Here is a 22138-nt window from a genome sequence, read left to right on the forward strand (position 1 = left end):
CATGACCGAGGACATTGTCGCCAGATTCAAGACCATGGCCATCGCCCGCGTCTCGGTCCTGACCGGGCACGTGCTCGGCGCGCTGGTCCAGAACTTCATCGCGATTACGACGGTGACGCTGACGGCCCTGCTGATCGGCTTCCGCCCCGCCGCCTCCGCGCTGGACTGGCTCGGGGTGATCGGCGTGCTGGCCATGTTCACCTTCGCCGTCACCTGGCTGTCGGCCGCGCTGGGCATGGTGACCAAGAACGTGGCCACGGCCAGCAACCAGCCGATGCCGCTGATGCTGCTGCCATTCCTGGGCAGCGGCGTAGTCCCGCCGGAGTCGATGCCGGGCCCGCTGCGCTGGTTCGCCGAACACCAGCCGTTCACACCGGTCATCGAAACCATGCGCGCGCTGCTGGCCGGGCAGCCCGCGGGATCTAGCTTCGCGGCGGCGGCACTCTGGAGCGCGGCCATCGCGCTGGGCGGATACCTGTGGGCACGCAGGCTCTACAACCGGTAAGGACAGGCGTGTTCAAACGCATTTTTCCAGCACTTGGCCTGCTGGTTCTCGCACCGCTGGTCGGCGAGTACCTGCTCGGCAACATCGCCATCAACGCCCTACCGATGATCATCGGGCTGATTCCGCTGTACGGCGGTGGCGCGCTGCTGATCCGCGAGGTGGCCCGCCGGTGGCGGCTGGGGTGGCCGGGGATCATCCTGTTCGGGCTCGCCTATGCCGTGATCGAAGAGGGCCTGCTCACCCGGTCGCTGTTCGATCCCGACTATGTCGGGCTGCGGTTGCTCGACTACGGGTTCATCCGCGCTGGGCATCGGCGCCTACTGGACCGTGTTCGTCCTGGCCATCCATGGGGTATGGAGTATCGCGGTGCCGATCTCGATGGTAGAGGCGGGCTCACGCCGTCCGGACACCCCCTGGCTCGGCAAGGCCGCCCTCACCGGTTCAGCCGTCCTGTTCCTGCTGGGCGGCGCGGTGCCCATCGCCCTGGCCAGTCCGGCTGCCATCTACCCGTTGTCGGCCGCTCAGATCACCTGGACGCTGATCACGGCCGTCGCCCTGATCATCGCCGCGTTCCTGTCCGCTCGATTCCGCCGCCCCTCCGTTCGGCCACGCCGCCCAGCCCGTGGACCGTCTTCGCGATCACCATCGTGGCCGGGCTGGCGTTCTGGCTCCCCACTTTGCTCGCCCTGGTGGGAATCAAGCTGGAGTCCGTCGTGCCCGCGTGGATCACGGTCGGCTTCTACCTCGCGCTCTACGCCACCATGACGCTGCTCATCCTGCGCTGGTCCCGACGCATGGGGTGGGGCCCCTGGCACAGGCTCGCCCTGAGCGCCGCCGGCCTGGTCACCTACGCCTGGCACGGCTTCCCGCAGCCGCCGAGTCTCCCCGCACCCGCGCATGTGGACCTCATCGGCAACGCGGTCTTCGGGCTGGCCGCCCTCGGGCTGCTCGCCTTTGTGGTGGTAAGGCTCCGCGCCGCTCCGCCAACTTGATCTGCAACCTTGGCGCTTGCGAGATCGCCCCAGATTTCTCAAGAACAAGCTCAGCGTGCCTTGCCGCCGTAGGAGGTGACCGGGGGCAACACCGTGCTCCTCCTACGCCGAGACCGCCTTGTCCGGATCGAGGTGGCGGTAGATCGTGGCGCGGCTGACGCCGAGCCGGTCGGCGATCTGCTGGACGGTGTAGCGGCGCTTGCCGTCATCGCCCTTCATGTCGTACAGCGCGCGGGCCATCTCCACCCCCAGGGCGTCCAGGGCCGCCGGCCGCCCGCCGACGCGGCCGCGTGCTCGGGCCGAGGCCAGGCCTTCGAGGGTGCCCTCGACGATGAGTTCGCGGAGGAACTCGTCGAAGGCGCCGAACATGTGGAACTGCAGGCGTCCACCCGGCGTGGAGGTGTCGATGCCCTGCTGGCGGGCGGCATACCGGAACGAGGCGCGCAGCAGATGCACCACGCAGGTCTGCACGATCGTCTGCGGCCAGGTCTGCTCGACGGCTTGCGGCAGGCCTTTCAGCCCGTCGCAGACGCCGTGGGCGAGCTTGTCGTCGAGGCCATCAAAGCCGACCGGCCGTACGTCCTCACCGACCGCGCCGGCCTCGGCCTCATCACCGCGCGGACCGAGGCCATCCTGGCCGCCATGCCGGCCACCGACCCGGCCGCCGAGGGCTTCACCGGGTTCGGTTCCTAAGGTCGGGTCGCCCGCGGGTGGAAGATGTCAAATGCCGGCGATCGTCCACTGGTTGTTGATGTTGTGTTCGGTGTCCGCTTGGCCAGGGTGGAGCCGGCGGTGCTGTTGCCCTTGCCGTCCAGTGAGGTGTCGGTGCTCCGGTTAATGATCTAGTGGCGGCTGTTGCCCGTGCCGTTGAGGCGCCACTGCTGGCTGTCGCGGCCGTTCTACGCGCCTGCCGGGCAGACGCGTTGGCCACGGGAACACTTCGCTCGGCCAGTTTACTGGCGGAGGCGAACAGGCCGGCGGGCATTTTTGGTCATGCCGGTGCCCTCCTGCACCATGCGGCGTGCGCTGAGATCGACTTGAGCAGGTATACGGCACCGCCGTACCGGGAAGTTTGTCAGGCCGGGTCGGGTGCGTCGTCGGGGAGCACGGCGAACAACAAGCGTGCCGGGGGCTGGACGATGCGGGTGATGTGGCCTCCCTTGATGTCCGCGGCGAAGGCGGTGTCGCCGGGGCCGAGCCGCCGCGTCTGCCCGCTGGTGTCCTCGGCCTCGATCACTCCGCGCAAGACGACGACGAACTGGCGGGCAGGCGCCGGATGCGCCGGAATGGTGATGTCGGCGAGAAGATCGATGAACTGCAGCGAGACCACTTCGGTAGGGGTGGTGGACAGCATGGGCGGCACACCGGGACCCAGGTCGGTCTCGTGTTGTTCGAGTGTCACCGAGCTCAATCTGCTGCCGCCATCGCCGTCGTTCTCCATCGCGGGAAGGTGCAAGGTCATTTCTCGTGCTCCTGTTCTTCGGCGGCCGTGGTTGTGCTTCACGTGCCAGGGTGTGCTTCAGAAGTGGCGAGGCGCGGAGCCATCAAGGCGACGGCTTGTCCTGGCGGGGTGCGGAGCCGCCAGGGCGACGGCTTCGGCCCAGGCGGGAGACGGAAGCCGTCAAGGTCGGGGCTTCGTCGCGCGTCAGGCGACAGGCGTTTTGAGGGCGGACACCGACCGAGAGAATCGCATGGCGCCGTCTTCCAGCGATCCGTGGCGCATCAGCAGCACATCCCGCAGGTAGTTCTGATGCAGCCGCCACGGTGCCGCGGGCCCCTGCTTGGGTAACGCGTCGATGCCGCGCGTGACGTATCCGGACTTGAGACCTATGAATGGTTCGGTCGGCGGCACGGACGTGATCGGCGCGCAGAATCGGTAGCCCCGCTTGTCCATGTGATTGAGCAGCCGGCAGACGTAACCGGAAACGAGGTCGGCTTTGAGCGTCCAGGACGCGTTGGTGTAGCCGATGGTGAACGCGAAGTTCGGGACGCCGGAGAGCATCATGCCCTTGTAGGTCGTCGTCGCGCCGATCTCGACGGCCGCGCCGTCGACACTCAGCGTCATCCCGCCGGCGAACATCAGGTTCAGGCCGGTGGCCGTGATTACGACGTCGGCCGGTAGCTCCCTTCCGGACGCGAGCCGGATCCCGTTCTCGGTGAACGTGTCGACTCTGTCGGTCACGATCGACGCGCTCCCCTCGTGTAGGGCCTTGAACAGATCGCCGTCCGGCACGACGCACAGCCGCTGGTCCCACGGGTCGTAGCGCGGCCCGAAGTGGAGGTCTGCGTCGTAGCCCTGCGGCAACTGACCACGGACGCGCTTGAGCAGCAACCGCTTCACCAGCCGGGGCCGTCGCCGGCTCAACTGATAGAACAGCAGGCCCGTCAGCACGTTCTTCCACCGCACGATCGATGCGGCGGCCCTTGCGGGTAACATGCCGAGCAGCACGTCGGCGACCGGGTCCGTGGACGGCGCCGACACGACGTAGCCCGGTGAGCGCTGCACCATCGTGACGTGCTCGGCCGCGTGCGCCATCGCGGGAACAAGCGTCACGGCCGTGGCGCCGCTGCCGATGATCACGACGCGCATGTCTGTGTAGTCGAGATCCTGCGGCCAGTGCTGGGGATGCACGACAGGTCCGGTGAAACGCCCGGCGCCCGGGAACTCCGGTGCGAAACCCTGGTCGTAGCGGTAGTAGCCGGTGTTGGCGAAGAGAAAGCCGCAGGTCAGCCGTATGGTCTCGCCGGTGTCGAGGCGTTCGGCCTGGACCGTCCAGCATGCCTTGGCCGTAGACCATTCGGCCCGGGTGACGCGGTGGTGGAACCGGATCTTGCCGGCGACGCCGTGCTCTCGCGCGGTGCGCCACACGTATTCGCGGATCGACGCGCCGTCGGCGATGCCCTTGGCCTTGGGCCAAGGGCTGAACCGGTAGCCCAGGGTGAACATGTCGGAATCGGAGCGGATGCCGGGGTAGCGGAACAGGTCCCACGTGCCGCCGATCGCCGCGCGGGCTTCGAGAATGGCGTACGTCCTGCCTGGGCGATTCTTTTGCAGATGGCAGGCGGCGCCGATGCCGGACAGGCCCGCCCCCACGATCAGCACGTCAACGTGTTCGAGTGTCATGGCTCTCGCCCTTCAGCCGCCGGTGGCCGCGTGTACGGCACTGAAGGTATCGACTCTATGTCGATTCTGTCAACAATGTGTCGAGTACGCCGACTAGATGTCGATAGCCTGCTGCCGGGTCCGCTAGGGTGAGGCGCATGACGCTCGACAGCACTGCGAAGCCGCGCGCGAGCCGTGGTCGCCGGCCTTCCCGGCCCACGGGCGACGATCGAGAGCTGGCCATCCTGTCCACAGCGGAGAAGCTGCTCGAGCAGCACGCGCTGAGCGAGATCTCGATCGACGACCTCGCGCGCGGCGCGGGGATCTCCCGCCCGACCTTTTACTTCTATTTCCGGTCCAAGGACTCGGTGCTGCTCACCCTGCTCGACCGCGTCATTCAGAAGTTGGACCAGGCCGTGGTCGGCCCGAGCGAGCGGCTCAGCGAAGATCCGGTGCGCTACTGGCGCGAGTGTCTCGAAGCGACCTACACGACCTTCAGCGCGCACCGCGCGGTGCTGACCGCCACCGTTCAGGTTCAGCACACCAACGCCGAGATCCATCGCTGGCGTGCCGACCGGGCGGAGACGTGGGTCACCCGCATCTCGCAGGCCATCGAGGCCGAGCGCGCCCGCGGTGCCGCACCACCCGGGCCACGAGCCCGCGATCTCGCCATCGCACTCAACCTGATGAACGACCGGGTGCTCTACTCCACCTTCACCGGCGACGAGCCCGCGGTGCCCGAGTCCGACGTGATCGACGTCCTGCTCAACATCTGGCTCACCACCATCTACCAGACCACCCAGCCCATAGCCGGCTGACCTCCCCGCGCACGGGCAGGTTGGCACCGGCAGCGGAACCAGCCGTCTCCGGTAGCGGAACCCTCGCAGCGGACCGCATCGAGCCGCTGCGCCGGAGTTCGCCGCGGCCGGGTACGCCGCGTTCTCCATCATGATGACGGCGGGGCGGCTGGCGGCCACGTTCGGGGAGGTGCCGCTGGTGCGCTGCTGCGGGCTGCTGGCGGCCCTGGGGTTGGCGCTGCTCGGCGGGCATCAGGGGGGTTCCTGCCCGGGCCGATCGTCATCGAGGGATTCGCGAAGCGGGAGTTGGTCAGGCTGCCGCTGGCGCTGATCGTCCGGGTGTTGCTGGCCGCTTTCGTGGCGCTCGCCGCCACAGCCCTGCGCACTCGTACGACGGCGCCGCCGGCTGGCCTCAGCCGAACTGGTGCCAGCCCAACCTGACCACCATCGCCGTCACCACGCACAGCAGTACGATCCGCACGTAAGGCGGTGCCCTGCTTCATCGCCGTCCGCGTGCTGACCGCCCGAGGAGATCGCCACCGGCTACGTCGAAGATTTGTAACACCGTTTGAGCGGTGCGAGCGGGCAGGCGAGTCAGGGGGTGACGACCAGGCGGACCTCGCCCTACGCCTGTACCAGGCGGTGCAAGCGGAATAGGGCGAGGCGAAGGTCTTGTCGCGGAAGAATTCGCTGCGCAGGATGTCGAACATGTTGGCCGCCAGATTGGCGTCCGCCCGCCCGTGGCCGTGCTCGTTTGCCGTGCACGTGGCATTGCGCCAGATCTCGTGCGTGTGCTCCGGGTTGGCCCCCGATGGAGACCAGCACCGTCACGCTGGTCGGCGGCCCTGACCAGCAGGGTGCCGCCGGAACTGCTGACGCTGCCGCCGTCGGCGACGGCCCGTGCCAGCGCCAGGAAGCGGACCGAACCGGTCATCATGTCGCCCGAGACACCGTCGAGTGCGACTGTGGTCGTGTCCGGGCTGGAGCCGACCACCTGCGCGCCGCCGGCGACGGCCCCGTCCGCCAAGCCTCACCACCGGGCAGATCATCCGGCCGTGGCCAGGGCCACTCGGTGCGCCTCCCGGCCTCGCTTGCCCTTCACCGCGCCGCCCGGTGAGGCCCGGTTCAAGCGTGACGAGGACGTGGGGGAGTGTCGCTCCCAGGCGCCAGAGCACACGTACCGGCCGCCCGCGGTGAGAAGGTCTCGACGCCGGCCCTCCTCCACTATCCGGCCATGCTCCAGGCCACGACCACCCGGTCGGCGGTCGTGGCCTGGTCAGCTTCTCCGCGCGCCTGCTGTTCGGGCTGCCGCGCTTCGGCTTGACGCCAGTTGCGCGCCCCGGCACCGCGGCGGCCGCGCTGCTGCTGTCGGCCGCCTCCATCGCCGCCCCGACGGCCGCCTGTCGCCGCGCTCGATCAACACCATCGTCGGCGAGATCGGCCGCCTGCACGACGCCCAGATGCCCAACCTGGAGCGCAGGCTCGGCACGCTGCGCCCGCACGACGCGCGCCACACCTTCGCCTTCAGCCTGTCGCAGGCCTCCGGCCACAACCGCGCCGAGGTCGAACGCCGCCTGGGCCACGCCAACGACCGCTACCTGCGCCTGTACACCAACCCGCCCGACGACATCGCGGCCGGCTACATCGAGGACCTGTGACCCCGTGCTGATTCCCAGCGGACCACGCCCGGGGCGGGCCAACCGCGGCCGGTGCACGCTACCGGGGAGGATCGGGTGCCAGGCTTCCGTCGGGGGCGATGGGATCGAAGATCTGGCCGATCAGCGTGATCACGTGGGGGTTCTCCACCGCGTACAGCGTCCGGCGGCCGTTGCGGCGTGCGATGATCAGGCCGGCCAGGCGGAGCTTGGCCAGGTGCTGGGAGACCGTGGCGATTCTGATGCCCGCGTGCGTGGCCAGCGTGCTGACGTCGTAGGAGGCGTGGGTGATCAGCCACATCAGGTGGAGCCGTATCGGGCTGGCCAGCGTCAGGAACTCGCCGCACGAGCAGGTGCCGAAGCAGTAGCCAAGGCCTTCGCCCTCGAGGTCGGGATGGAGCTCGAGCTTGTGCGCGGCTCAGTCGACCAGCGGCTCGTCAATGTAGTACAGCCAGGCCGCGTCCGCTGTTTGCTGGAGGTCATGGTTCTCCTTCCCCTGGGAACGCGGATCCAGGCTCTACAGGTCGAAGACAGCGGCGAGCATGTCGCGTACGGCTTCCATGTCTTCGGCCGACACGGTCCCGAGATGCGCTTCGGGGTCGGCACCCAGCCAGTCCCGGAGGACTCGCTGAATGCTCCCGGACGGTGGCACTCTTGCCCGGCTCAATCCGGAGCCTGACGAGGACGCCCTTCGCCAGGCCGGGGAGCGCGGCATCTGGGTGGGCTTCGTCCTCGTAGAACTGGACAACGCCGCGATGGCGACGATCGCCGAGCTGGTCGAGGCAGGAAAGCTGGCGTCGAGGTCGGCACCGTCCTGCCGTTCGAGCAAGCGGCCAAGGCACCTGAGCTCGGCGAGACAACCGCACCACCGGAAAGATCGTGCTCACTGTCGCCGGATGGCCGGATCCGCCTGCCTTGGTCAGATGTGCTCCAGGACGACCACGGGGATCTGCCTGCGGCTCCTGGCCTCGTAGGTGTGGTAGACCGGCGCGAGCTCGGTCATCATGCGCCAGAGCCGCTCCCGTTCCGGCCCTTCAGCGGTACGCGCGCGGGCGGTGAAGCGCTCGCCGAGGATCTGCACGCCGACCTCCGGGTTGGCCACGATGTTGAGATACCACGCGGGATGCGTCTGCGTGACGGCCGAGTCGGACGCGACCAGGCTGTAGCGGCCGTCGTCCTCCCCGAAGAACAGCCTCGTGCGCAGCCACCGGCCCGACTTCCTGCCCCTGACGGTGAGGACAAGGTTCGTCACCCCTCCTTCCAGGTGACCGTCACGGCCGTCCGTGGCCAGGTAGCGGCGGACATGTTCGGCGACCGAGCGGTCGGGGCTGTCAGCGGCGTCGTCCCACATCACTGGTCTCCCGCCGTGATGCCCTGGGCGAACCCCGCATCGACCGCGAGCTCACGCCCTGATGCCTTGCTGCCGACGGCACTACTCGACGTCATGGATCTGACCTTTCGGTTCTTCGTTCATGGGCCGCTGTCCCGCACATGGGCGGGGCAGCGGTGGAAGCGGGGCTTGCCTCAGTGCGCGCTGCTGAGGCCCTGGGCGAACCCTCCGTCGACAGGGAACTCGACGTTGGTGGTGAAGGTCGCGTCGGCGGCCAGGAAGAGCGCGGCCGCGGCGACCTCCTCGACGGTGCCGTTGCGCTTGAGCGGAGTGGTCTGGCTGCCCTGCCGTTCGAACTCGCGGCGTTCTTCCTCGGTCAGCCCCGCGACACCCATGGTCGGGGTCTTGATGTAGCCGGGGGCCACGGCGTTGACGCGGATCTTGCGAGGCAGGAACTCGGCCGCGAGGACGTGGGAGATCGCCCGTACCGCCTCTTTGGAGCCGGAGTAGGCGCTCAGGCCGGGAAAGATCAGATCGTTGGCGACGGTGGTGAAGACGATCGCCCCGCCCTCGTTGATCAGCGGCGACAGGCTCTGCACCGTGAAGAAGGCGCCCTTGGCGTTCACGGCGAAGTGCCGGTCCCAGGAGTCCTCGGTGACCTCCTCAAGCGTCTGAACCTCGGCGATACCGTGGTTGACGAACAGGTAGTCGATCCGGCCGAGCCTGTCCCGCACGGTGCCGGCGAGGGCTCGGATGTCGGCCATGCTGCCCGCGTCGGAGCGTACGACGTGCGCGGAGTGCGGCTTCAGCTCGGTACGCGCTTCCTCGATGTTCGTCTCATTGCGGCCCGTGAGGACGACCTCGGCCCCGCCGTCCAAGAGCGCTTCGACGATAGCCAGGCCCATTCCGTGGGTACCGCCCGTGACGACGGCGCTCTTGCCTGCGAACTTGCTCATCATTGACTCCTACAAGGGTGTGTGGTGCGCCGGCTCCGACCGGTGCACCACAGAGAGTGCGGGCCTGGGCTCGCGGTTTTCTGTCGGTCTGCTTGCGGTGCGCTGACACGCCGGAGGATGACCGCGTGGCCGTACGGTGAGTTCATGCGTTTCGGGGTGTTGGGTCCTCTGGCCGTCTGGTCGCCGGACGGTGAAGCCGTGGTGGTGCCGGAGACGAAGGTGCGTTCACTGCTCGCTGCTCTGCTGACGGCCCCGGGGCAGGTGGTCTCCGCTGATCGGCTCGTGGACGAACTGTGGGGAGAGGCGCCGCCGGCGAATCCCACGGGTGCCCTGCAGACCTTGGCGTCGCGGCTGCGGCGGGTGCTTGGCCGTGCCGGGGGCCAGGGCGTGCTGGTGCACCGGGCCCTCGGCTACGTCCTCGACGTGGCGGACGACGCCATGGACGCAGGTCGGTTCACCGCACTCACCACACGGGCCCGTACCGCCACGGACCCCCGCGAACGCGCCGAACTGCTCACCGCGGCGCTGGCGTTGTGGCGGGGCCCCGCCTTCGCCGACTTCGCCGACGAGGAGTTCGCGCGCCCGGCTATCACGCGCTTGGAGGAGCAGCGCCTGCTGGCCCTGGAGGAACAGGCCGAGGCCCGCCTCGAACTGGGCGAGCACGGTCTTCTCGCCGGGGAGCTCGGCGACCTGACCCGCCGTCACCCGCTCCGGGAGCGGCTGCGCGCGGCCCATATGCGAGCCTTGTACGGCGCGGGCCGGGCGAGCGAGGCCCTGGACAGCTACCAGGATCTGCGCCGCAGCCTGGAGGAGGAACTGGGCCTTGAGCCGGGTCCTGAACTGGCCGCCCTGCAACGGGAGATCCTGCGGCAGGACCCGACCCTGCGGGCCGTCCCGGCACCCATGTCCGCGCCGCACCGCCACACCAACCTGCCTGTCCCGGCCACCGCCCTGGTCGGGCGGTCGGACTCCGTGCCAGAGGTCCGCGCCCTGGTCGCGGCGGGCCGCCTGGTGACGTTGACCGGGCCCGGCGGAGTCGGCAAGACGCGGCTGGCGGTAGAGGTGGCGTCCGGCCTGACCGGTTCCCACCCGGACGGTGTCTGGCTGGTGGAGCTGGCCGCCCATACCTTCTCCACCGAGTCCGGCGCCACCACCACGGGTGACGAACTGGCCGAGGTCGTGGCCGCGACGCTGGGGGTCCGGGACGACGCTGGCCGCTCCGGCCCGTTGCCGCGCACGCTGCCCGACCGTCTGTCCGACGCGCTCCGCACCCAACGCCTGCTGCTGGTCCTCGACAACTGCGAGCACGTCATCGAGGCCGCCGCCGGCCTGGCCCAGGCGCTGCTGCGGGACGCCCCGGGCGTACGGATCCTCGCCACGAGCCAGGAACCGCTGAGCATCTCGGGCGAGCAGGTCTGGCCGGTGCCCCCGCTTGATCTGCCCCCGGACTCGGATGATCAGGCGGTACTGCTCGCGTCGAGCGCGGTGCGGTTGTTCGTCGACCGCGCTGCGGCGGCCTCGCCCGGCTTCGCCCTCACCGACGACAACGCCCGTGCGATCGCCTCCATCTGCCGCCGGCTCGACGGCATTCCGCTGGCCCTGGAGCTGGCGTCGACCCGGGTCCGGGTCCTCGGGGTGCGTGAGGTGGCCAAGCGTCTGGACGACCGGTTCCGGCTGCTCACCGGCGGTCATCGGGGCGCCCCCGCACGGCAGCAGACCTTGCGCGCGATGATCGATTGGAGCTGGGAACTGCTCACCGCGGCCGAGCAGGCAGTGCTGCGCCGGCTCGCCGTCCACTCCGATGGCTGCACGCTGGAGGCCGCCGAGGCAGTCTGCGCCGGTGCCGGTGTGAAGCCCGCCGAGGTACTGGACCTGCTGACCCGTCTGGTCGACCGTTCTCTTGTGCTGGTCGCCCACGATGCGGACGGCACCCGGTACCGGCTGCTCGAGTCGGTGTCGGCGTACCTCTTGGAGCGGCTGCGGGAAACCGAGCATGAGCGGGTACGGCGCGCTCACGCGTACTACTACGTGGCGTTCACCGAATGGACGGATCCCTTACTGCGCGGCGCCGATCAGCAGCGCCGGCTCCGGCTTCTGGACGCCGAGAGCGCCAATATCCGCAGAGCGCTCGACAGCGCCGCCGCGGACGGCGACGGCCACCTGATGCGCCGGCTCGTCCACGCGATGGCCTGGTACTGGTTCCTGCGCGGTCGTCTCAGCGAGGCCAAGCGCTACCTCGCCATAGCCCTCGCCCTGCCCGGCGATTCCTCCGGCGGTGGTGAGGGCGAGGCGGACTCTGCGGCCGGCCGGGTACCGGACCGGTCGGGCACCGTGGCCTGGCACACCGGGATGAGCCTGCTGTCCGGCGCCCCGGACGGACTGGCACGCCACAGTCAGGCCGTCCTAGAAGTGTACGAGGGCATCCGCGACCCCCATGAGCGGGTCAGGGCGGGCTGGCTGCTCGCTTACGCGGTCACCAGGTTCGGCGACTCCGCGGTGGGCACGGAACTGCTGAACCGGATGCTCACTGAGTCCCGTGCGCTCGGCGATCGCTGGGGCCTCGCCGCGGGGCTCAGCACCCGGGGCATGCAGACCTACGTCTGCGGCGATCTGAACGCTTCCCGGCGTGACGGCGAGGAGAGTCTCGAGCTCTTCCACGAGGCCGGTGACCGGTGGGGGCAACTGCAGGCCACGGCCGTGCTGGGACGTCTGGCGGAGATCGAGGGCGACTATCCGCGGGCCGCCTGCCTGCACCGGGAGGGGGCGCGGATGGCGGAGGAGCTGGGGCTGTGGACCGACGCCTCGATGCGCTGGTCCGAGCTCGGCAGGATCACCCTGCTGACCGGCGACCACGCCGGGGCCGAGGAATTCCACGAGCGGGCCAGGCGCCTCGCCCTTGAGCAGGGAGACCAACCGGCCGAGGAGTACGCCGAGCTCGGGCTCGCCCTGGGGGCGCGCCGGCAGGGCCGGCTCGACCGGGCGGAGTCGTATCTGCGCCGGTGGCTGGAGTGGAACCGGCAGTTCGACGCAGAGTACGGGGCGGCGCTGATCCTGGCCGAGCTCGGCTTCGTCGCGGAACTGCGCGGGGACGCGAAGACGGCGCTGGAGCTGCATCGGGAAGGGCTGGTCGCGGCCCGGGACACCGGCGATCCTCGGGCGATCGCCCTGGCCTTGGAGGGCCTCGCCGGGGCGTGGGCACTCGCCGGCCACCCTCTGCGGGCCACACGCTTGCTCGGTGTGGCCTCCGCGGCCCGCGTCTCGGTGGACGCGCCGCTGCCGGCTGCCGAACGCGGTGACGTGGACCGGATCACCGCGGCGCTACGCGCGGCACTCGGAGAAGCAAGCTTCGAAGCCGAGTTCGAACTGGGCACCGCCCTGAACCCGGACGCCGCGGAACTGCTCGGCACGTGACGGGATACGCCTGGACACGCGCCCGCTTAGCTCATGGACGACTGGACGTGAGCACGCAGCGCTCACGCGTGTGGAGCTGTGGCGAGCCCCCGAGAACGTACGCGCCGCGATGCGCGGGCCGCCGACTGGAGATCGGCCGCACCCGAGCTGGAATACATGCTCACGATTTGCGAACCGCGCGGCGGAGTTCCTCCAGATCGGCCTCGCCCTCGCCCTCGCCCTCGACCTCGACGGGATGGTGCTCGGGCATGGCCGACAGGATGGCCTGTGTCCGGGCGGTGATGAGGTCGATCCCGGCGCGGTCGCTGAGCACGTAGAGGCGGTCGGCCTTGACCGCCTCGACCACGAGCTCGCCGAAAGTGTCGGCGGGGATACCGAAGTGCGCAACGGCGGCATCGATTCTGGGAGTCAGCTGTTCGATGCCGGCTTGCGCCCGCCTCAGCTCGGGGCCGCCTTCTTGGGCGGCGACCAGGGATTGAGAGGATCGGGCGATGTTCGTGGCAACGGCGCCGGGGCACAGGACCGTGACACGGATGGGGTGGCCGGCGGCCTCGAGTTGGTGGCGCAGCGACTCCGACAAGCCGACGACGGCGAACTTCGACGAGGTGTACATGGGACCCACGCCCGCGCCGATCAGCCCGGCGGCGGAGGCGGTGTTGACGATGTGCGCGGGCCGGCCGTGGCGGAGCATGCGGGGCAGGAAACTCTGGACGCCGTTGACGACGCCGCCGAGGTTGATGTCCAGGGCGAGGTCCCACAGCTCATAACTCATGTCCTGCGGCTGCTCGGGGAAGGCCAAGCCGGCGTTGTTGCACAGCACGGTGACCGGGCCGAGTCGTTCCTCGGCTTCCTCGGCCACCCTCGCGTAGGCCGCTCGATCACGTACATCGAGATGGAAGGCGGCCACCTCGGTCAATTCGGCCAGCTCGGCGGCGGCCTCGCTCAGGGGGGTGTCGTCGATGTCCGTGAGGGCCAGTTTGGCGCCCTGGCGAGCCAGAGCGCGGGCGATGCCGAGGCCGATGCCTTGCGCTGCGCCGGTGATGAAAGACGTGGCTCCGCTGAGTTCCATGCCCGCATCGTAACACGAAGTTAGAGATTCTCTAAGTTTAGATACCATCTAAGATAGCGTTATGGGATTGCGAGAACAGCGGAAGATCCGGACACGCCGCACACTGATGGAGGTGGCGCTGCTGCTGTTCGAGAAGCAGGGGTACGAGCAGACGACCGTGGCCCAGATCGCGGCCGCCGCGGAGGTGTCACCCGCCACGTTCTTCAACTACTTCCCGAGTAAAGAAGACGTGATCTTCCCGGATCGGCTGGTGCAGGCGGAGGCGCTGGCCGGCAGCCTCAACGAGCGACGTCCCGGGGAGACGCCCGCACAGTGCCTGCAGCGGGCAGTGCACGAGATTCTGGAGTCAACCTCGTGGACCATGGACCCCAAAGCCCGCCACCTCGTCCTGGCACGGGCCCGCATCGTCGCCTCCGTTCCCACGCTGCGCGCCCGCTCCCTGCTTGAGATCACCGAGCTGCAAGAACGCTGGAGCGCCGACCTGGTGGCGGCCTTTCCGAAGCAACTCGACGGCTTCGCGGCAGACGTCCTGACAGGTGCCGTCATCGGCGCGATCCTCGCCGTTGCTGACCGCGCTCTGAGGACCGGCGCATCGGACCGCGCACTGATCGACCTGGTACGCGACGCCGCATCCACCGCCCTCAACCCCGGCGCCACCAGCACCGCGCCTCCTGCGCACCAATCGTAAGGGCGGCTGTCGCAGCGATCACGACGCTCGATGCCGTGCTTGCCGACCTGGTCATCCCGACCTGGCGGCACAGTACGCGTTCCACCCGGCCTGGCCGCCCCACACCACATTCCACGACGCAATACATGGTGATGACGGTGCTTCTCGATGCGCTTCCCCTCGTAGCGTGGAGACCGAACTGGGAGAGGTTTGGTCGTGGCAGGAGTCACGCGGCGGCGCTTTGATCCGGAGTTCCGGGCGGGTGCGGTGCGTATCGTGAAGGAGACTGGCAAGCCCGTGGCCCAGGTGCGCGGGATCTGGGGATCAACCCGTACACGCTGCACAATTGGGTTCAGATGAACCGGCTGAACGAGCAGTACAACGGCGACGGAGGCAAGACGCTGGAGGAGTCCGAGCAGGAGGAGCTGGCCCGGCTGCGGCGGGAGAAGGCCGAGCTGGTCAAGCAGCACGCCCAAGGAGCGGACGGCGTGGGAGAAGGAACGCGCCCAGCTGGAAGACGAGCGTGATGTCCTCAAGCGTTCCGTGGTCTTGTGGGTCAAAGAGGCGATGGGCCGGTAAGCGTGGCGGCCTTCATCAGCTCCCAGAAGACCGAGCACGACATTGACCACAGCACCTCCTGCCGGGCGCTGGGGGTGTCGCAGGCGTGGTTCTCCAAGTGGAAGAACCGCATCGGCCAGGACGCACCCACCGCTCGTCAGCAACGGCGGGCCTGGACGCCGAGATCACCCGCTGTTTCGAGGCATCCGGCGGAACCTATGGCTCGCCCCCGGATCACCCGTGACCTGCACGAGGCGGGTCGGCGGGTCTCGGAGAACACGGTCGCGGCGCGGATGGCCGAGCTCGGCTTGGTCGCCCGCAGGCGGCGCAAGCCGCGCTCGCTGACCCGGCCCTCCGCTCCCGAAGCTGGTCCCAGCCCCAAAGTAGGTGTTCGGGACTGGCAGGAGTCGTTGGCGGTGCCGGCGAGTAACGAACACTGTGGGACCAATCACCACATGACCAAGTCTGCTAACGCTACGCCGCGACCATGCTGTTGATGAACGCCGGCGACAAGGCCCGGTAGCTCTGCGGCCGGATTGGCCTGAACACCTGACGGCACGTCCAGGCGGGCCCGCCATCCCGGTAGTTCCCCCACGAACACATCACCCAGGCCGCCGAACTCTCACCTAAACCGCGGCGAGGGTGGCTTTGGCTTCGTCCGCGAGTTTCGGCGCCACATGTTCGGGAGTCCGAGCACCGCCCGGATCAGGTGCGGGTGGATGTTCACGAGTTCCGCACCACTCGTACGGCGCGGTCTCTTGATCGTGGTCATGCGCGGCGAGCTTGGCATCGCGGTAACGCAGAATCAACGATGTTGCCGGCTAATGCACGCCGAGAGCCGTTGCAAAGGTTGACGACTGGATCGGAGGGGACGGCCGGATGCCAGGACGCAGGCTGACCAGTCACTTGCTCCTCCAACCCTGGACCACCATCCGTAACCGCTTCACGAACTGTGGTCATGTCGCGATCGTGAGTGATCGCGATTTCATAGTTCGACGCGCAGACGAGCGGCCGCACCGGTTCCTGGCGGATCGGACGGGTCAGCCTTCGAGGAGTGTGGCGATGGCTTCGGCGCCGCCTTGGTCCAGCCAGCTTGGGAAGTCCAGCAGGTCCGGGTGGCGGTGGCGTAGGGCGGGGATGTCGGCGCGCCATAGGCCGCGTTGGGCGGTGAAGGCCCGAGTGGCGTCCTTGCTCAGGTTCAACTCCTCGCCGGCGACCTGCTGGTAGGTGATCCGGCGCCCGAGATGCCGGCTGAGCAGGCGCACGGTGGCCTCGGGAGTCAGTTCGTCGCCTGCCAGCTCCAGGGCCTGGCCGAGATAGGCAGCGGGGTCGGCGAAGGCGAGGGCGGCAAAGGCGCCGATGTCGCTCACGGCGACGAGTTGCACGGGCACATCGGGGGCGAACAGGTGGCGCAGGACTCCGTCGGTGGAGATGCCGCCCAGCTCAAGCCCGGGGATGGCGTGGTTCTCCATGAAGCGCACCGGTCGCAGGATGGTGGCCGGCAGTCCGAGGGCAGCGATGTGCTGCTCGATGGCCCACTTGCTCTCCCAGTAGGAGATACCGGTGCCTCGCTCGGCACCGCCGACGGAGGCAAAGACCAGGTGGGCGACACCAGCCGCAGCCGCAGCCTCCGCCAGGTGACGGCCGCGCCGGATCTCGCGTTCGCTGTCCAGGTCGTCGGGGGTGACGGCGAAGACGCCGTAGGCGTCGGCCATGGCCGCCTTGAGACTGCCGGTATCGTCCAGGTCACCCGCCAGCAGCTCGGCGCCCGTTGCGGCCAGTCCGCGGGCGGCCGTGGCGACGGGCTCCCGGACCAGAACGCGGACCGGCCAGCCGTCGGCCAGCAGGCGTGCGGCGGTGGCTCCGCCCTGTCGGCCTGTGGCGCCGGTGACCAGGACAGGTTTGCCGGCCCTGCTCGCGGCGGCGGTGGAGGAGAGCGAATGCTTCACGGGTGTGGTCATGTGAGGGACCTCCGGAAACGGTAAAGTTGAGACTGTCCCGAGAAAAATATCGAGATAGTCTCAACTTTTCAAGCGAGGGTTCTGCTTATGAACGCCGGCACACCGCCACCCCGCCGTCGCATGCGGGCCGACGCACACCGCAACTACGAACGGCTGCTGACCGAGGCGGCGGCCGCGTTCGCCGAGCACGGCGCGGACTTCCCCCTGGAGGCGATCGCGCGCCGGGCCGGGGTGGCCAACGGCACGCTCTACGGCCACTTCCCCACCCGCCGGGCCCTACTGGAGGCGCTGATGGGTGATCGGATGCAGGCCTTGGCTGCGACCGGCGCTGAACTGCTCACCGCGTGCTCACCCTTCGATGGCCTGGCCATCTGGGCCCGGGCGGCAATGGTGCACACGACGATCTACCGAGGGCTCGGCGCCACGCTTATGCAGGCCGTCGAGGATGAAACCTCCGAACTGCACGCGGCGTGCAAAGCGGTGCTCGCCGCCGGAGAGGAGTTGCTGGCCCGGGCGCGAACGGCCGGTGAAGTACGGCCGGATGTCACCGCCCCGGACCTGTACGCGCTGGTCAACGCGGCGGCATGGGCGGGCGAGCAGAGCTCCCCACCCCAGGGAGAGCGGCTACTGGCCTTCGGACTGGATGGATTCCGGACCTCGGCCACCGATCGCGAGTGATCGCGCGCGCCTGCCCTCGGCGATGCCAGATCCGATTCTCGTGAACAGGGCCACGAGGGTCTGTACGGTCGCTGGTGTAACTCCTGATCAAGAAGAACGCACCTGATGAGTACTGTGGATCCAGGCATCGACGGAGATCGACCTGGAGGACGCCGGAGTGGCCCGCAAGCCCGAGGAGACCAAAGCCGAGGAGTCGGACCGGGAGTTGGTGGCCCGGCTGGTCGATCAGGCTCGCGCCGAGGGCAGCGCCAGCGCATCGGCGCGGACCTGCCCGGGCTGCTGGTCGGCCCAGTCGGTCAGCCGGGCCAGTTCGGCGCTGGTGTAGGGGGCGGTGCGCTCGTCGGGTGCGCTGAGCGCGGGCGGGGTGGCTTCGCCGCGTTCGGCCCAGGCCAGCGCGGCCCGTACCTGGCGCAGCCAGGAGCGGTAGGTCTGCGCGGTGCGCGGCGACAGGCCGGCGCAGCCAGCCAGCACGAACGCGTCGATGGTTTCGTGCCGCAGCCAGACCTCCGGGTCGGCGGGCAACCCGCGGCCCTGACACCACAGCGCCAGCCGGCCGACCACATGCAGCAGCCGTTCCACCCGGTAACCGGCCATCGGCGCGGCCGCCGCGACGGTCGCTTGGACCTGCTCGGCCACCGTGTCCCAGCCGGGCGGGTTGTGGCGCGGCCGGTAGCTGGTGATCGTCGCCGAGGTGCCTGCGTCGAGGGTCACACCCCACACATAGCGGCTGGACAAGCAGCCGTTACGGTGCTGGACGACATCCACCGATAGGAGAACTTCGTCATGGTGGGAGGACGCGCCCGCTCGGCCGCCCCGCGGCAACTGGCCGACAACCCGGATGCCTGGCCCCACGCGAACCTCGCCGGACACCCGGCCGCGGCCGTCGTGCAGGACATCGCCGCCACCTTGGCGGGCATCCTGGCCGACCGAAGGCTGAGCCTGCGCGGCCTGGCCGCCCGCTCCGGCGTCAACCGCCAAGCCATCGCCGACCTGCTGGCCGGCCGTTCCTGGCCCGACGTGGCCACCATCGCCCTGCTGGAAGCCGACCTCGGGGTTCGGCTGTGGCCGGTCACCGCGCCGACCGGCAACCGGGGCAAGAGCTTGGGGGCGGGGTGAAGACGTGCGCGACATCGTCGTCCTTGCCTCCCGCCCCGGGCGGGCTGTCCGTCCCTGGGGCAGGCGAAATAGGCTCGACGGCCCCCAAGCGACCACATGGCGCGTTACGCTCAGAAGCGCGCGAGCAACGGTCAGTTAACGCCTGCTGGGTGCTCACGCAACCCGGTGCCGTCGAGTTCCCGCTCGGCGGCACCTCTCATCTGGGGCCATGCCCACCGCAGACGCTCTATCGCCTGGGCGCGGCTCCCTTCCCGGCCGAGCCGTTCACCCCGGACGCGATCGTGTACAGACCCTGCGCACGCTCGGCCAGCCAGCCGTCCTCCACCAGCCGCTTGAGCCGCGAACGCATCCCCTCCACCTGCGAGCGGGTATCCGGCTTGCCCATCGCCCGCACCACATCCCGCGCCCGCATCGGCTCCTCGGCGCTGGCCAGCAGCACCACCGCCTGCTCCCGCAACCCCCGAAGCCGCGGCCGCTCCGCACCATCATGATCATCAGATGTGTCGTCGCCGGAGTCGACCACACCGTCCTCGTCGTCCTCGGCCGCCAGCGCGGCCATGGTCTCGCGCGTGATGCGGAACCGCTCCACGTCCTGCTGGGCCGCCTCCACCTGCTCCAGCAGCTCCTCCAGCCGCTGCCGGGCGGCCGCTTCCTTGTGTTCCAGCCGTTCTAACAGTGGCGACATCATCGCCTCCCCAGTGCGCAGCAGCGCCCGCAGTACTGCTGCATTCACTCCACGTATGTGTGCAACTCCACACTGTAGGATGCGGGATCACTGCATGCCCGCAAGACCGCAAGATCTCCAGCGAATTCCGACCCGCCCGACAGCGGCGGGGAAAGCGACAGTATGACCAACACAGGGGGCCAGTCATACCGACCGCCGGGCGCCATAGTCGCGGGAATCATCGACGGGCCTGCGGCCGACCAATTTTGTAAGGTCGGCGGCATGGTCATCGACTACGCCAGCCCCGGAGTCTTCACCACTCTGGACACCGATCAGTTCCCCCTGGCCGCCGATCTGCCGACTGACCCAGTGGAGATCTGCCGCGCCGCCAACGGACTCCTCCTCCATCCATTCGACGCGGCCACACTGCCCCAAGAACGCATGGCGGAGAAGAACCTGCGTCCCACCAGTGCCATCGTTCGGGCGTTGCTCCGGCTCGACTCGGCACCGCTGCACCTCACTCGCCCGGCGCATCAGCGGGTGGTAGGCACTTGCCGCCACTTCGCCACGCTGAGCTGTGCCCTACTCCGGCTGCGCGGCTTCCGGGCCCGGGCGCGATGCGGGTTCGCCACCTACTTCGCCGCGGGGCAAAACCTCGACCACTGGATCACCGAATACTGGCACGTCGACGAGCAGCGGTGGGTCCGCATCGACAGCCAACTCCTCGGCGATGAACGGGCCGCACAGCCAGAAGACTTGGCCCCTGGCGAGTTCCTGACCGGTGGAGAGGCGTGGAGCCTGTATCGGCAAGGTGCCGCGGATCCGAACACGTTCGGGGTCGCGGGCACGACACACGCCTGGGGAGCGGCCGAGATCCGCGGCAATGCGATCCGCGACCTGGCGGCGCTGATGAAGATGGAGACGTTGCCGTGGGATGAGTGGGGGCGGATGACCGCTTCCTATGAGGGCAAGACCGACACCGACTACGACCTGCTGATCGACGAGGTCGCGGCAACCTGCGCGGCAGACATCCCCAGCGACGTCGACCGGCTGTACCACAGCGCCGACCTGCGAGTCCCGGACGAGATCCGCTGAAACTCGGTCCGCATACCCGACGCGGCACGTTGAATCCCCAGAGGATCGGCTGGGAAACGATCACATCGAATCCGGGAAGCGATCTTCTCACCCCCTCTTCCTCCCAAGGTCGGGCCTATTCGTGAACGGCCCTTGGCATCTCGAGCTTCTCGAAATCGAGATGAAAGTTCTGTGGCATCAGGATGACCACGGCCGCCTCCACGGCCCTGAAGAACTGGTTCTCGCCGTGGCCACTGAGGGCATCACTGCGGCAGTGGCCCACACCGTGCCCGACGACCTAGCCAGCCACCTGCTCGACCTCGTCACACAGAACACGCCATCGAGCCCCGACCGACCACCACATGTGCTGAAGGAATGCCGGGTGCGGCTCCTTCTGAGGGAGTAGCCGCCTCCTCCTTCACCAACAAGACCACCGGCCCTGCCTGGCGCACCATCTCTTCGGGGCCGCTGGTGGCCACCGATGGTACCCGCAGAGTTCATTCTCGCGCGCGGGCACCGCGAGGTCCCTCGTCGGTCGCCGGTCGTCTTGGCGAACGGGCGAAGAGCTGCCGATCAGGTCCGGCTCTCCGAGGCGTGTACGAGCGCCTGATGCGTCGGAGAATTCTCCTCTGCCGTCATCACCACCAGTTCGAGCCGGTGCGGCCCCGGAAGCACGTAACCGGCGTAGTCCAGGGTGAGGGCGCCTGCCTGCGGGTGCGTCAACTTCTTGCCCCCGATGTTCGGGCCGCGCACGTCGTGCTCCTCCCAGCTCTCGGCGAACCTGGCACTGTGTGCGCTCAGCTCGGTCACCAGCCGATTGCCCCGCGCGTTGTGCGGATCGGCGGCCAGCGCGTCCCGTAGCCGGTGCACATTTCCGCGCGCCACGCCCGCCCAGTCGGCGTAGAGCTCCTGCGCCTCTGGAGCGCAGAAGGCGAACCAGGCCAGGTTGCGCTGATGCTCGGGTAGGGCGGCGAACCCGGTGAGAAGCCAGGCCGCGGCCTCGTTCCAGGCCAGGACGTCTCGCATCGGGCTCACCACATAGGCGGGCCAGGTGGTCATCGAGCGAAGCAGCCGCCGCGTCGCGTCGGGCACCAAGGCGGTGCCCGGATTGTCCGAAGGTATGGCGGGGCGGACCGGATATGTGGTGAGCCGATGCAGGTGCCGACGGCCGTCAGCATCCAGCCGCAATGCGCCCGCCAGGGCCGCGACGACCTCCGCGGAAGGGCGGCGCTGCCTTCCCTGCTCCAGCCGGGTGTAGTACTCGGGGCTGATGCCCGCCAGTGCGGCAACCTCCGCTCGCCGCAGGCCCGGCAACCGCCGTGTCTGGGTGCGTGGCAGGCCGACGCTCTCCGGAGACAACCTGGCTCGGCGGCTCCGCAGGAAGTGTGCCAGCTCGGGCAGCGTGTCAGGTGATGTCACTTCTCGAGTATCCCCCCTTGTTCACCGGCTGGGGGCCCTGCCAGGGCCACCCCCAGCCGGTGTCTGGTGGAGCGTCAGGAACTCACCGAAGCTGGGTGCCAAGCCGTACATCCAGAGCCCCCGAAACTCAGCCGAACCCGGAGTTCCCCATGCCCAAATTGTCCAGTCGATCATGCAGCCACC

24 protein-coding genes and 1 pseudogene are annotated in these 22138 nt (G+C 68.9%); 13 read left to right on the forward strand and 12 right to left on the reverse strand.

Going from position 1 to position 22138, the window contains the following annotated elements; translation table 11 throughout:
• Window position 1: 1 nt before the first annotated feature.
• Window positions 2–505, forward strand: a complete 504-nt coding sequence (locus ACIBP6_RS03105) for an ABC transporter permease (protein WP_397048197.1) — start codon at window positions 2–4, stop codon at window positions 503–505.
• An 8-nt stretch (window positions 506–513) separates the two neighbouring features.
• Window positions 514–1497: a hypothetical protein gene (locus tag ACIBP6_RS03110; protein WP_397048198.1), complete on the forward strand. Its 984-nt coding sequence runs from the start codon at window positions 514–516 to the stop codon at window positions 1495–1497.
• A gap of 102 nt (window positions 1498–1599) precedes the next feature.
• Here ACIBP6_RS03110 and ACIBP6_RS46810 read toward each other — a convergent pair whose 3' ends face one another.
• Window positions 1600–1737, reverse strand: a complete 138-nt coding sequence (locus ACIBP6_RS46810) for a helix-turn-helix domain-containing protein (protein WP_449593820.1) — start codon at window positions 1735–1737, stop codon at window positions 1600–1602.
• Window positions 1738–1791: 54 nt separating this feature from the next.
• Window positions 1792–2025: pseudogene (locus ACIBP6_RS46815) on the reverse strand (transposase); the annotation flags it as partial.
• A gap of 6 nt (window positions 2026–2031) precedes the next feature.
• Here ACIBP6_RS46815 and ACIBP6_RS03125 point away from each other — a divergent pair.
• Window positions 2032–2190, forward strand: coding sequence for a hypothetical protein (locus tag ACIBP6_RS03125; protein WP_397048199.1), 159 nt, complete (start codon window positions 2032–2034; stop codon window positions 2188–2190).
• A 382-nt stretch (window positions 2191–2572) separates the two neighbouring features.
• Here ACIBP6_RS03125 and ACIBP6_RS03130 read toward each other — a convergent pair whose 3' ends face one another.
• The gene (locus tag ACIBP6_RS03130) at window positions 2573–2938 is read right to left on the reverse strand and encodes a cupin domain-containing protein (protein WP_132608991.1); all 366 of its coding nucleotides are present in this window, start codon (window positions 2936–2938) and stop codon (window positions 2573–2575) included.
• Window positions 2939–3142: 204 nt separating this feature from the next.
• Entirely contained in the window at window positions 3143–4621 is a 1479-nt protein-coding gene (locus ACIBP6_RS03135) for a flavin-containing monooxygenase (RefSeq protein ID WP_397048200.1), read from the reverse strand.
• Between the two features lie 137 nt (window positions 4622–4758).
• On the opposite strand from ACIBP6_RS03135, the gene ACIBP6_RS03140 reads away from it, so the two are divergent.
• Window positions 4759–5418, forward strand: coding sequence for a TetR/AcrR family transcriptional regulator (locus ACIBP6_RS03140; RefSeq protein WP_397048202.1), 660 nt, complete (start codon window positions 4759–4761; stop codon window positions 5416–5418).
• A 914-nt stretch (window positions 5419–6332) separates the two neighbouring features.
• A complete protein-coding gene (locus ACIBP6_RS03145; protein WP_397049287.1) occupies window positions 6333–7055 on the forward strand; it encodes a tyrosine-type recombinase/integrase in 723 nt (240 codons plus the stop codon).
• 58 nt (window positions 7056–7113) lie between these two features.
• Here ACIBP6_RS03145 and ACIBP6_RS03150 read toward each other — a convergent pair whose 3' ends face one another.
• From ACIBP6_RS03150 to ACIBP6_RS03160, 3 genes are all read right to left on the reverse strand, one after another.
• The gene (locus ACIBP6_RS03150) at window positions 7114–7386 is read right to left on the reverse strand and encodes an ArsR/SmtB family transcription factor (protein WP_397049289.1); all 273 of its coding nucleotides are present in this window, start codon (window positions 7384–7386) and stop codon (window positions 7114–7116) included.
• Between the two features lie 585 nt (window positions 7387–7971).
• Entirely contained in the window at window positions 7972–8403 is a 432-nt protein-coding gene (locus ACIBP6_RS03155) for a nitroreductase family deazaflavin-dependent oxidoreductase (protein ID WP_397048204.1), read from the reverse strand.
• A gap of 173 nt (window positions 8404–8576) precedes the next feature.
• Window positions 8577–9338 carry an SDR family oxidoreductase gene (locus tag ACIBP6_RS03160; protein WP_397048206.1) on the reverse strand — a complete coding sequence of 254 codons (762 nt, stop codon included), beginning with the start codon at window positions 9336–9338 and terminating at the stop codon, window positions 8577–8579.
• A 144-nt stretch (window positions 9339–9482) separates the two neighbouring features.
• On the opposite strand from ACIBP6_RS03160, the gene ACIBP6_RS03165 reads away from it, so the two are divergent.
• Complete coding sequence (locus tag ACIBP6_RS03165) at window positions 9483–12749, forward strand: BTAD domain-containing putative transcriptional regulator (protein ID WP_397048208.1); 3267 nt, start codon at window positions 9483–9485, stop codon at window positions 12747–12749.
• 160 nt (window positions 12750–12909) lie between these two features.
• Here the strand turns inward: ACIBP6_RS03165 and ACIBP6_RS03170 are convergent, their stop codons facing one another.
• Window positions 12910–13818 carry an SDR family oxidoreductase gene (locus ACIBP6_RS03170; protein WP_397048210.1) on the reverse strand — a complete coding sequence of 303 codons (909 nt, stop codon included), beginning with the start codon at window positions 13816–13818 and terminating at the stop codon, window positions 12910–12912.
• A gap of 112 nt (window positions 13819–13930) precedes the next feature.
• On the opposite strand from ACIBP6_RS03170, the gene ACIBP6_RS03175 reads away from it, so the two are divergent.
• The 3 genes from ACIBP6_RS03175 to ACIBP6_RS03185 all read left to right on the forward strand — a co-directional run bounded on the left by ACIBP6_RS03175 (window position 13931) and on the right by ACIBP6_RS03185 (window position 15540).
• The gene (locus tag ACIBP6_RS03175) at window positions 13931–14506 is read left to right on the forward strand and encodes a TetR family transcriptional regulator (protein ID WP_397048212.1); all 576 of its coding nucleotides are present in this window, start codon (window positions 13931–13933) and stop codon (window positions 14504–14506) included.
• Window positions 14507–14841: 335 nt separating this feature from the next.
• Window positions 14842–15012 carry a hypothetical protein gene (locus tag ACIBP6_RS03180; RefSeq protein WP_397048214.1) on the forward strand — a complete coding sequence of 57 codons (171 nt, stop codon included), beginning with the start codon at window positions 14842–14844 and terminating at the stop codon, window positions 15010–15012.
• A gap of 249 nt (window positions 15013–15261) precedes the next feature.
• On the forward strand, window positions 15262–15540 hold the full coding sequence (locus ACIBP6_RS03185) for an IS3 family transposase (RefSeq protein ID WP_397049291.1): 279 nt from the start codon (window positions 15262–15264) through the stop codon (window positions 15538–15540).
• Window positions 15541–16083: 543 nt separating this feature from the next.
• Here the strand turns inward: ACIBP6_RS03185 and ACIBP6_RS03190 are convergent.
• The gene (locus tag ACIBP6_RS03190) at window positions 16084–17004 is read right to left on the reverse strand and encodes an NmrA/HSCARG family protein (RefSeq protein ID WP_397048216.1); all 921 of its coding nucleotides are present in this window, start codon (window positions 17002–17004) and stop codon (window positions 16084–16086) included.
• Window positions 17005–17124: 120 nt separating this feature from the next.
• Between ACIBP6_RS03190 and ACIBP6_RS03195 the strand changes: the two genes are divergently transcribed.
• Entirely contained in the window at window positions 17125–17682 is a 558-nt protein-coding gene (locus ACIBP6_RS03195) for a TetR/AcrR family transcriptional regulator (RefSeq protein ID WP_397048218.1), read from the forward strand.
• Window positions 17683–17907: 225 nt separating this feature from the next.
• On the opposite strand, the gene ACIBP6_RS03200 is transcribed toward ACIBP6_RS03195, so the two are convergent.
• The gene (locus ACIBP6_RS03200; protein WP_397048220.1) at window positions 17908–18393 is read right to left on the reverse strand and encodes a hypothetical protein; all 486 of its coding nucleotides are present in this window, start codon (window positions 18391–18393) and stop codon (window positions 17908–17910) included.
• A gap of 72 nt (window positions 18394–18465) precedes the next feature.
• On the opposite strand from ACIBP6_RS03200, the gene ACIBP6_RS03205 reads away from it, so the two are divergent.
• Window positions 18466–18798 (forward strand): helix-turn-helix domain-containing protein, encoded by a 333-nt coding sequence (locus ACIBP6_RS03205; protein ID WP_397048222.1) that lies wholly within the window; start codon window positions 18466–18468, stop codon window positions 18796–18798.
• Window positions 18799–19024: 226 nt separating this feature from the next.
• On the opposite strand, the gene ACIBP6_RS03210 is transcribed toward ACIBP6_RS03205, so the two are convergent.
• Window positions 19025–19531, reverse strand: a complete 507-nt coding sequence (locus ACIBP6_RS03210; RefSeq protein ID WP_397048224.1) for a hypothetical protein — start codon at window positions 19529–19531, stop codon at window positions 19025–19027.
• 213 nt (window positions 19532–19744) lie between these two features.
• Here ACIBP6_RS03210 and ACIBP6_RS03215 point away from each other — a divergent pair, with 213 nt between their 5' ends.
• Entirely contained in the window at window positions 19745–20557 is an 813-nt protein-coding gene (locus ACIBP6_RS03215; protein WP_397048226.1) for a transglutaminase-like domain-containing protein, read from the forward strand.
• Between the two features lie 121 nt (window positions 20558–20678).
• Window positions 20679–20942, forward strand: coding sequence for a hypothetical protein (locus ACIBP6_RS03220; RefSeq protein WP_397048227.1), 264 nt, complete (start codon window positions 20679–20681; stop codon window positions 20940–20942).
• A gap of 167 nt (window positions 20943–21109) precedes the next feature.
• Here the strand turns inward: ACIBP6_RS03220 and ACIBP6_RS03225 are convergent, their stop codons facing one another.
• Window positions 21110–21955, reverse strand: coding sequence for a helix-turn-helix domain-containing protein (locus ACIBP6_RS03225; protein WP_397048229.1), 846 nt, complete (start codon window positions 21953–21955; stop codon window positions 21110–21112).
• Between the last annotated feature and the right edge of the window lie 183 nt (window positions 21956–22138).

Origin of the sequence: Nonomuraea terrae, assembly GCF_044465245.1 — a bacterium.
GTDB classification, from domain to species: Bacteria; Actinomycetota; Actinomycetes; order Streptosporangiales; family Streptosporangiaceae; genus Nonomuraea; species Nonomuraea terrae.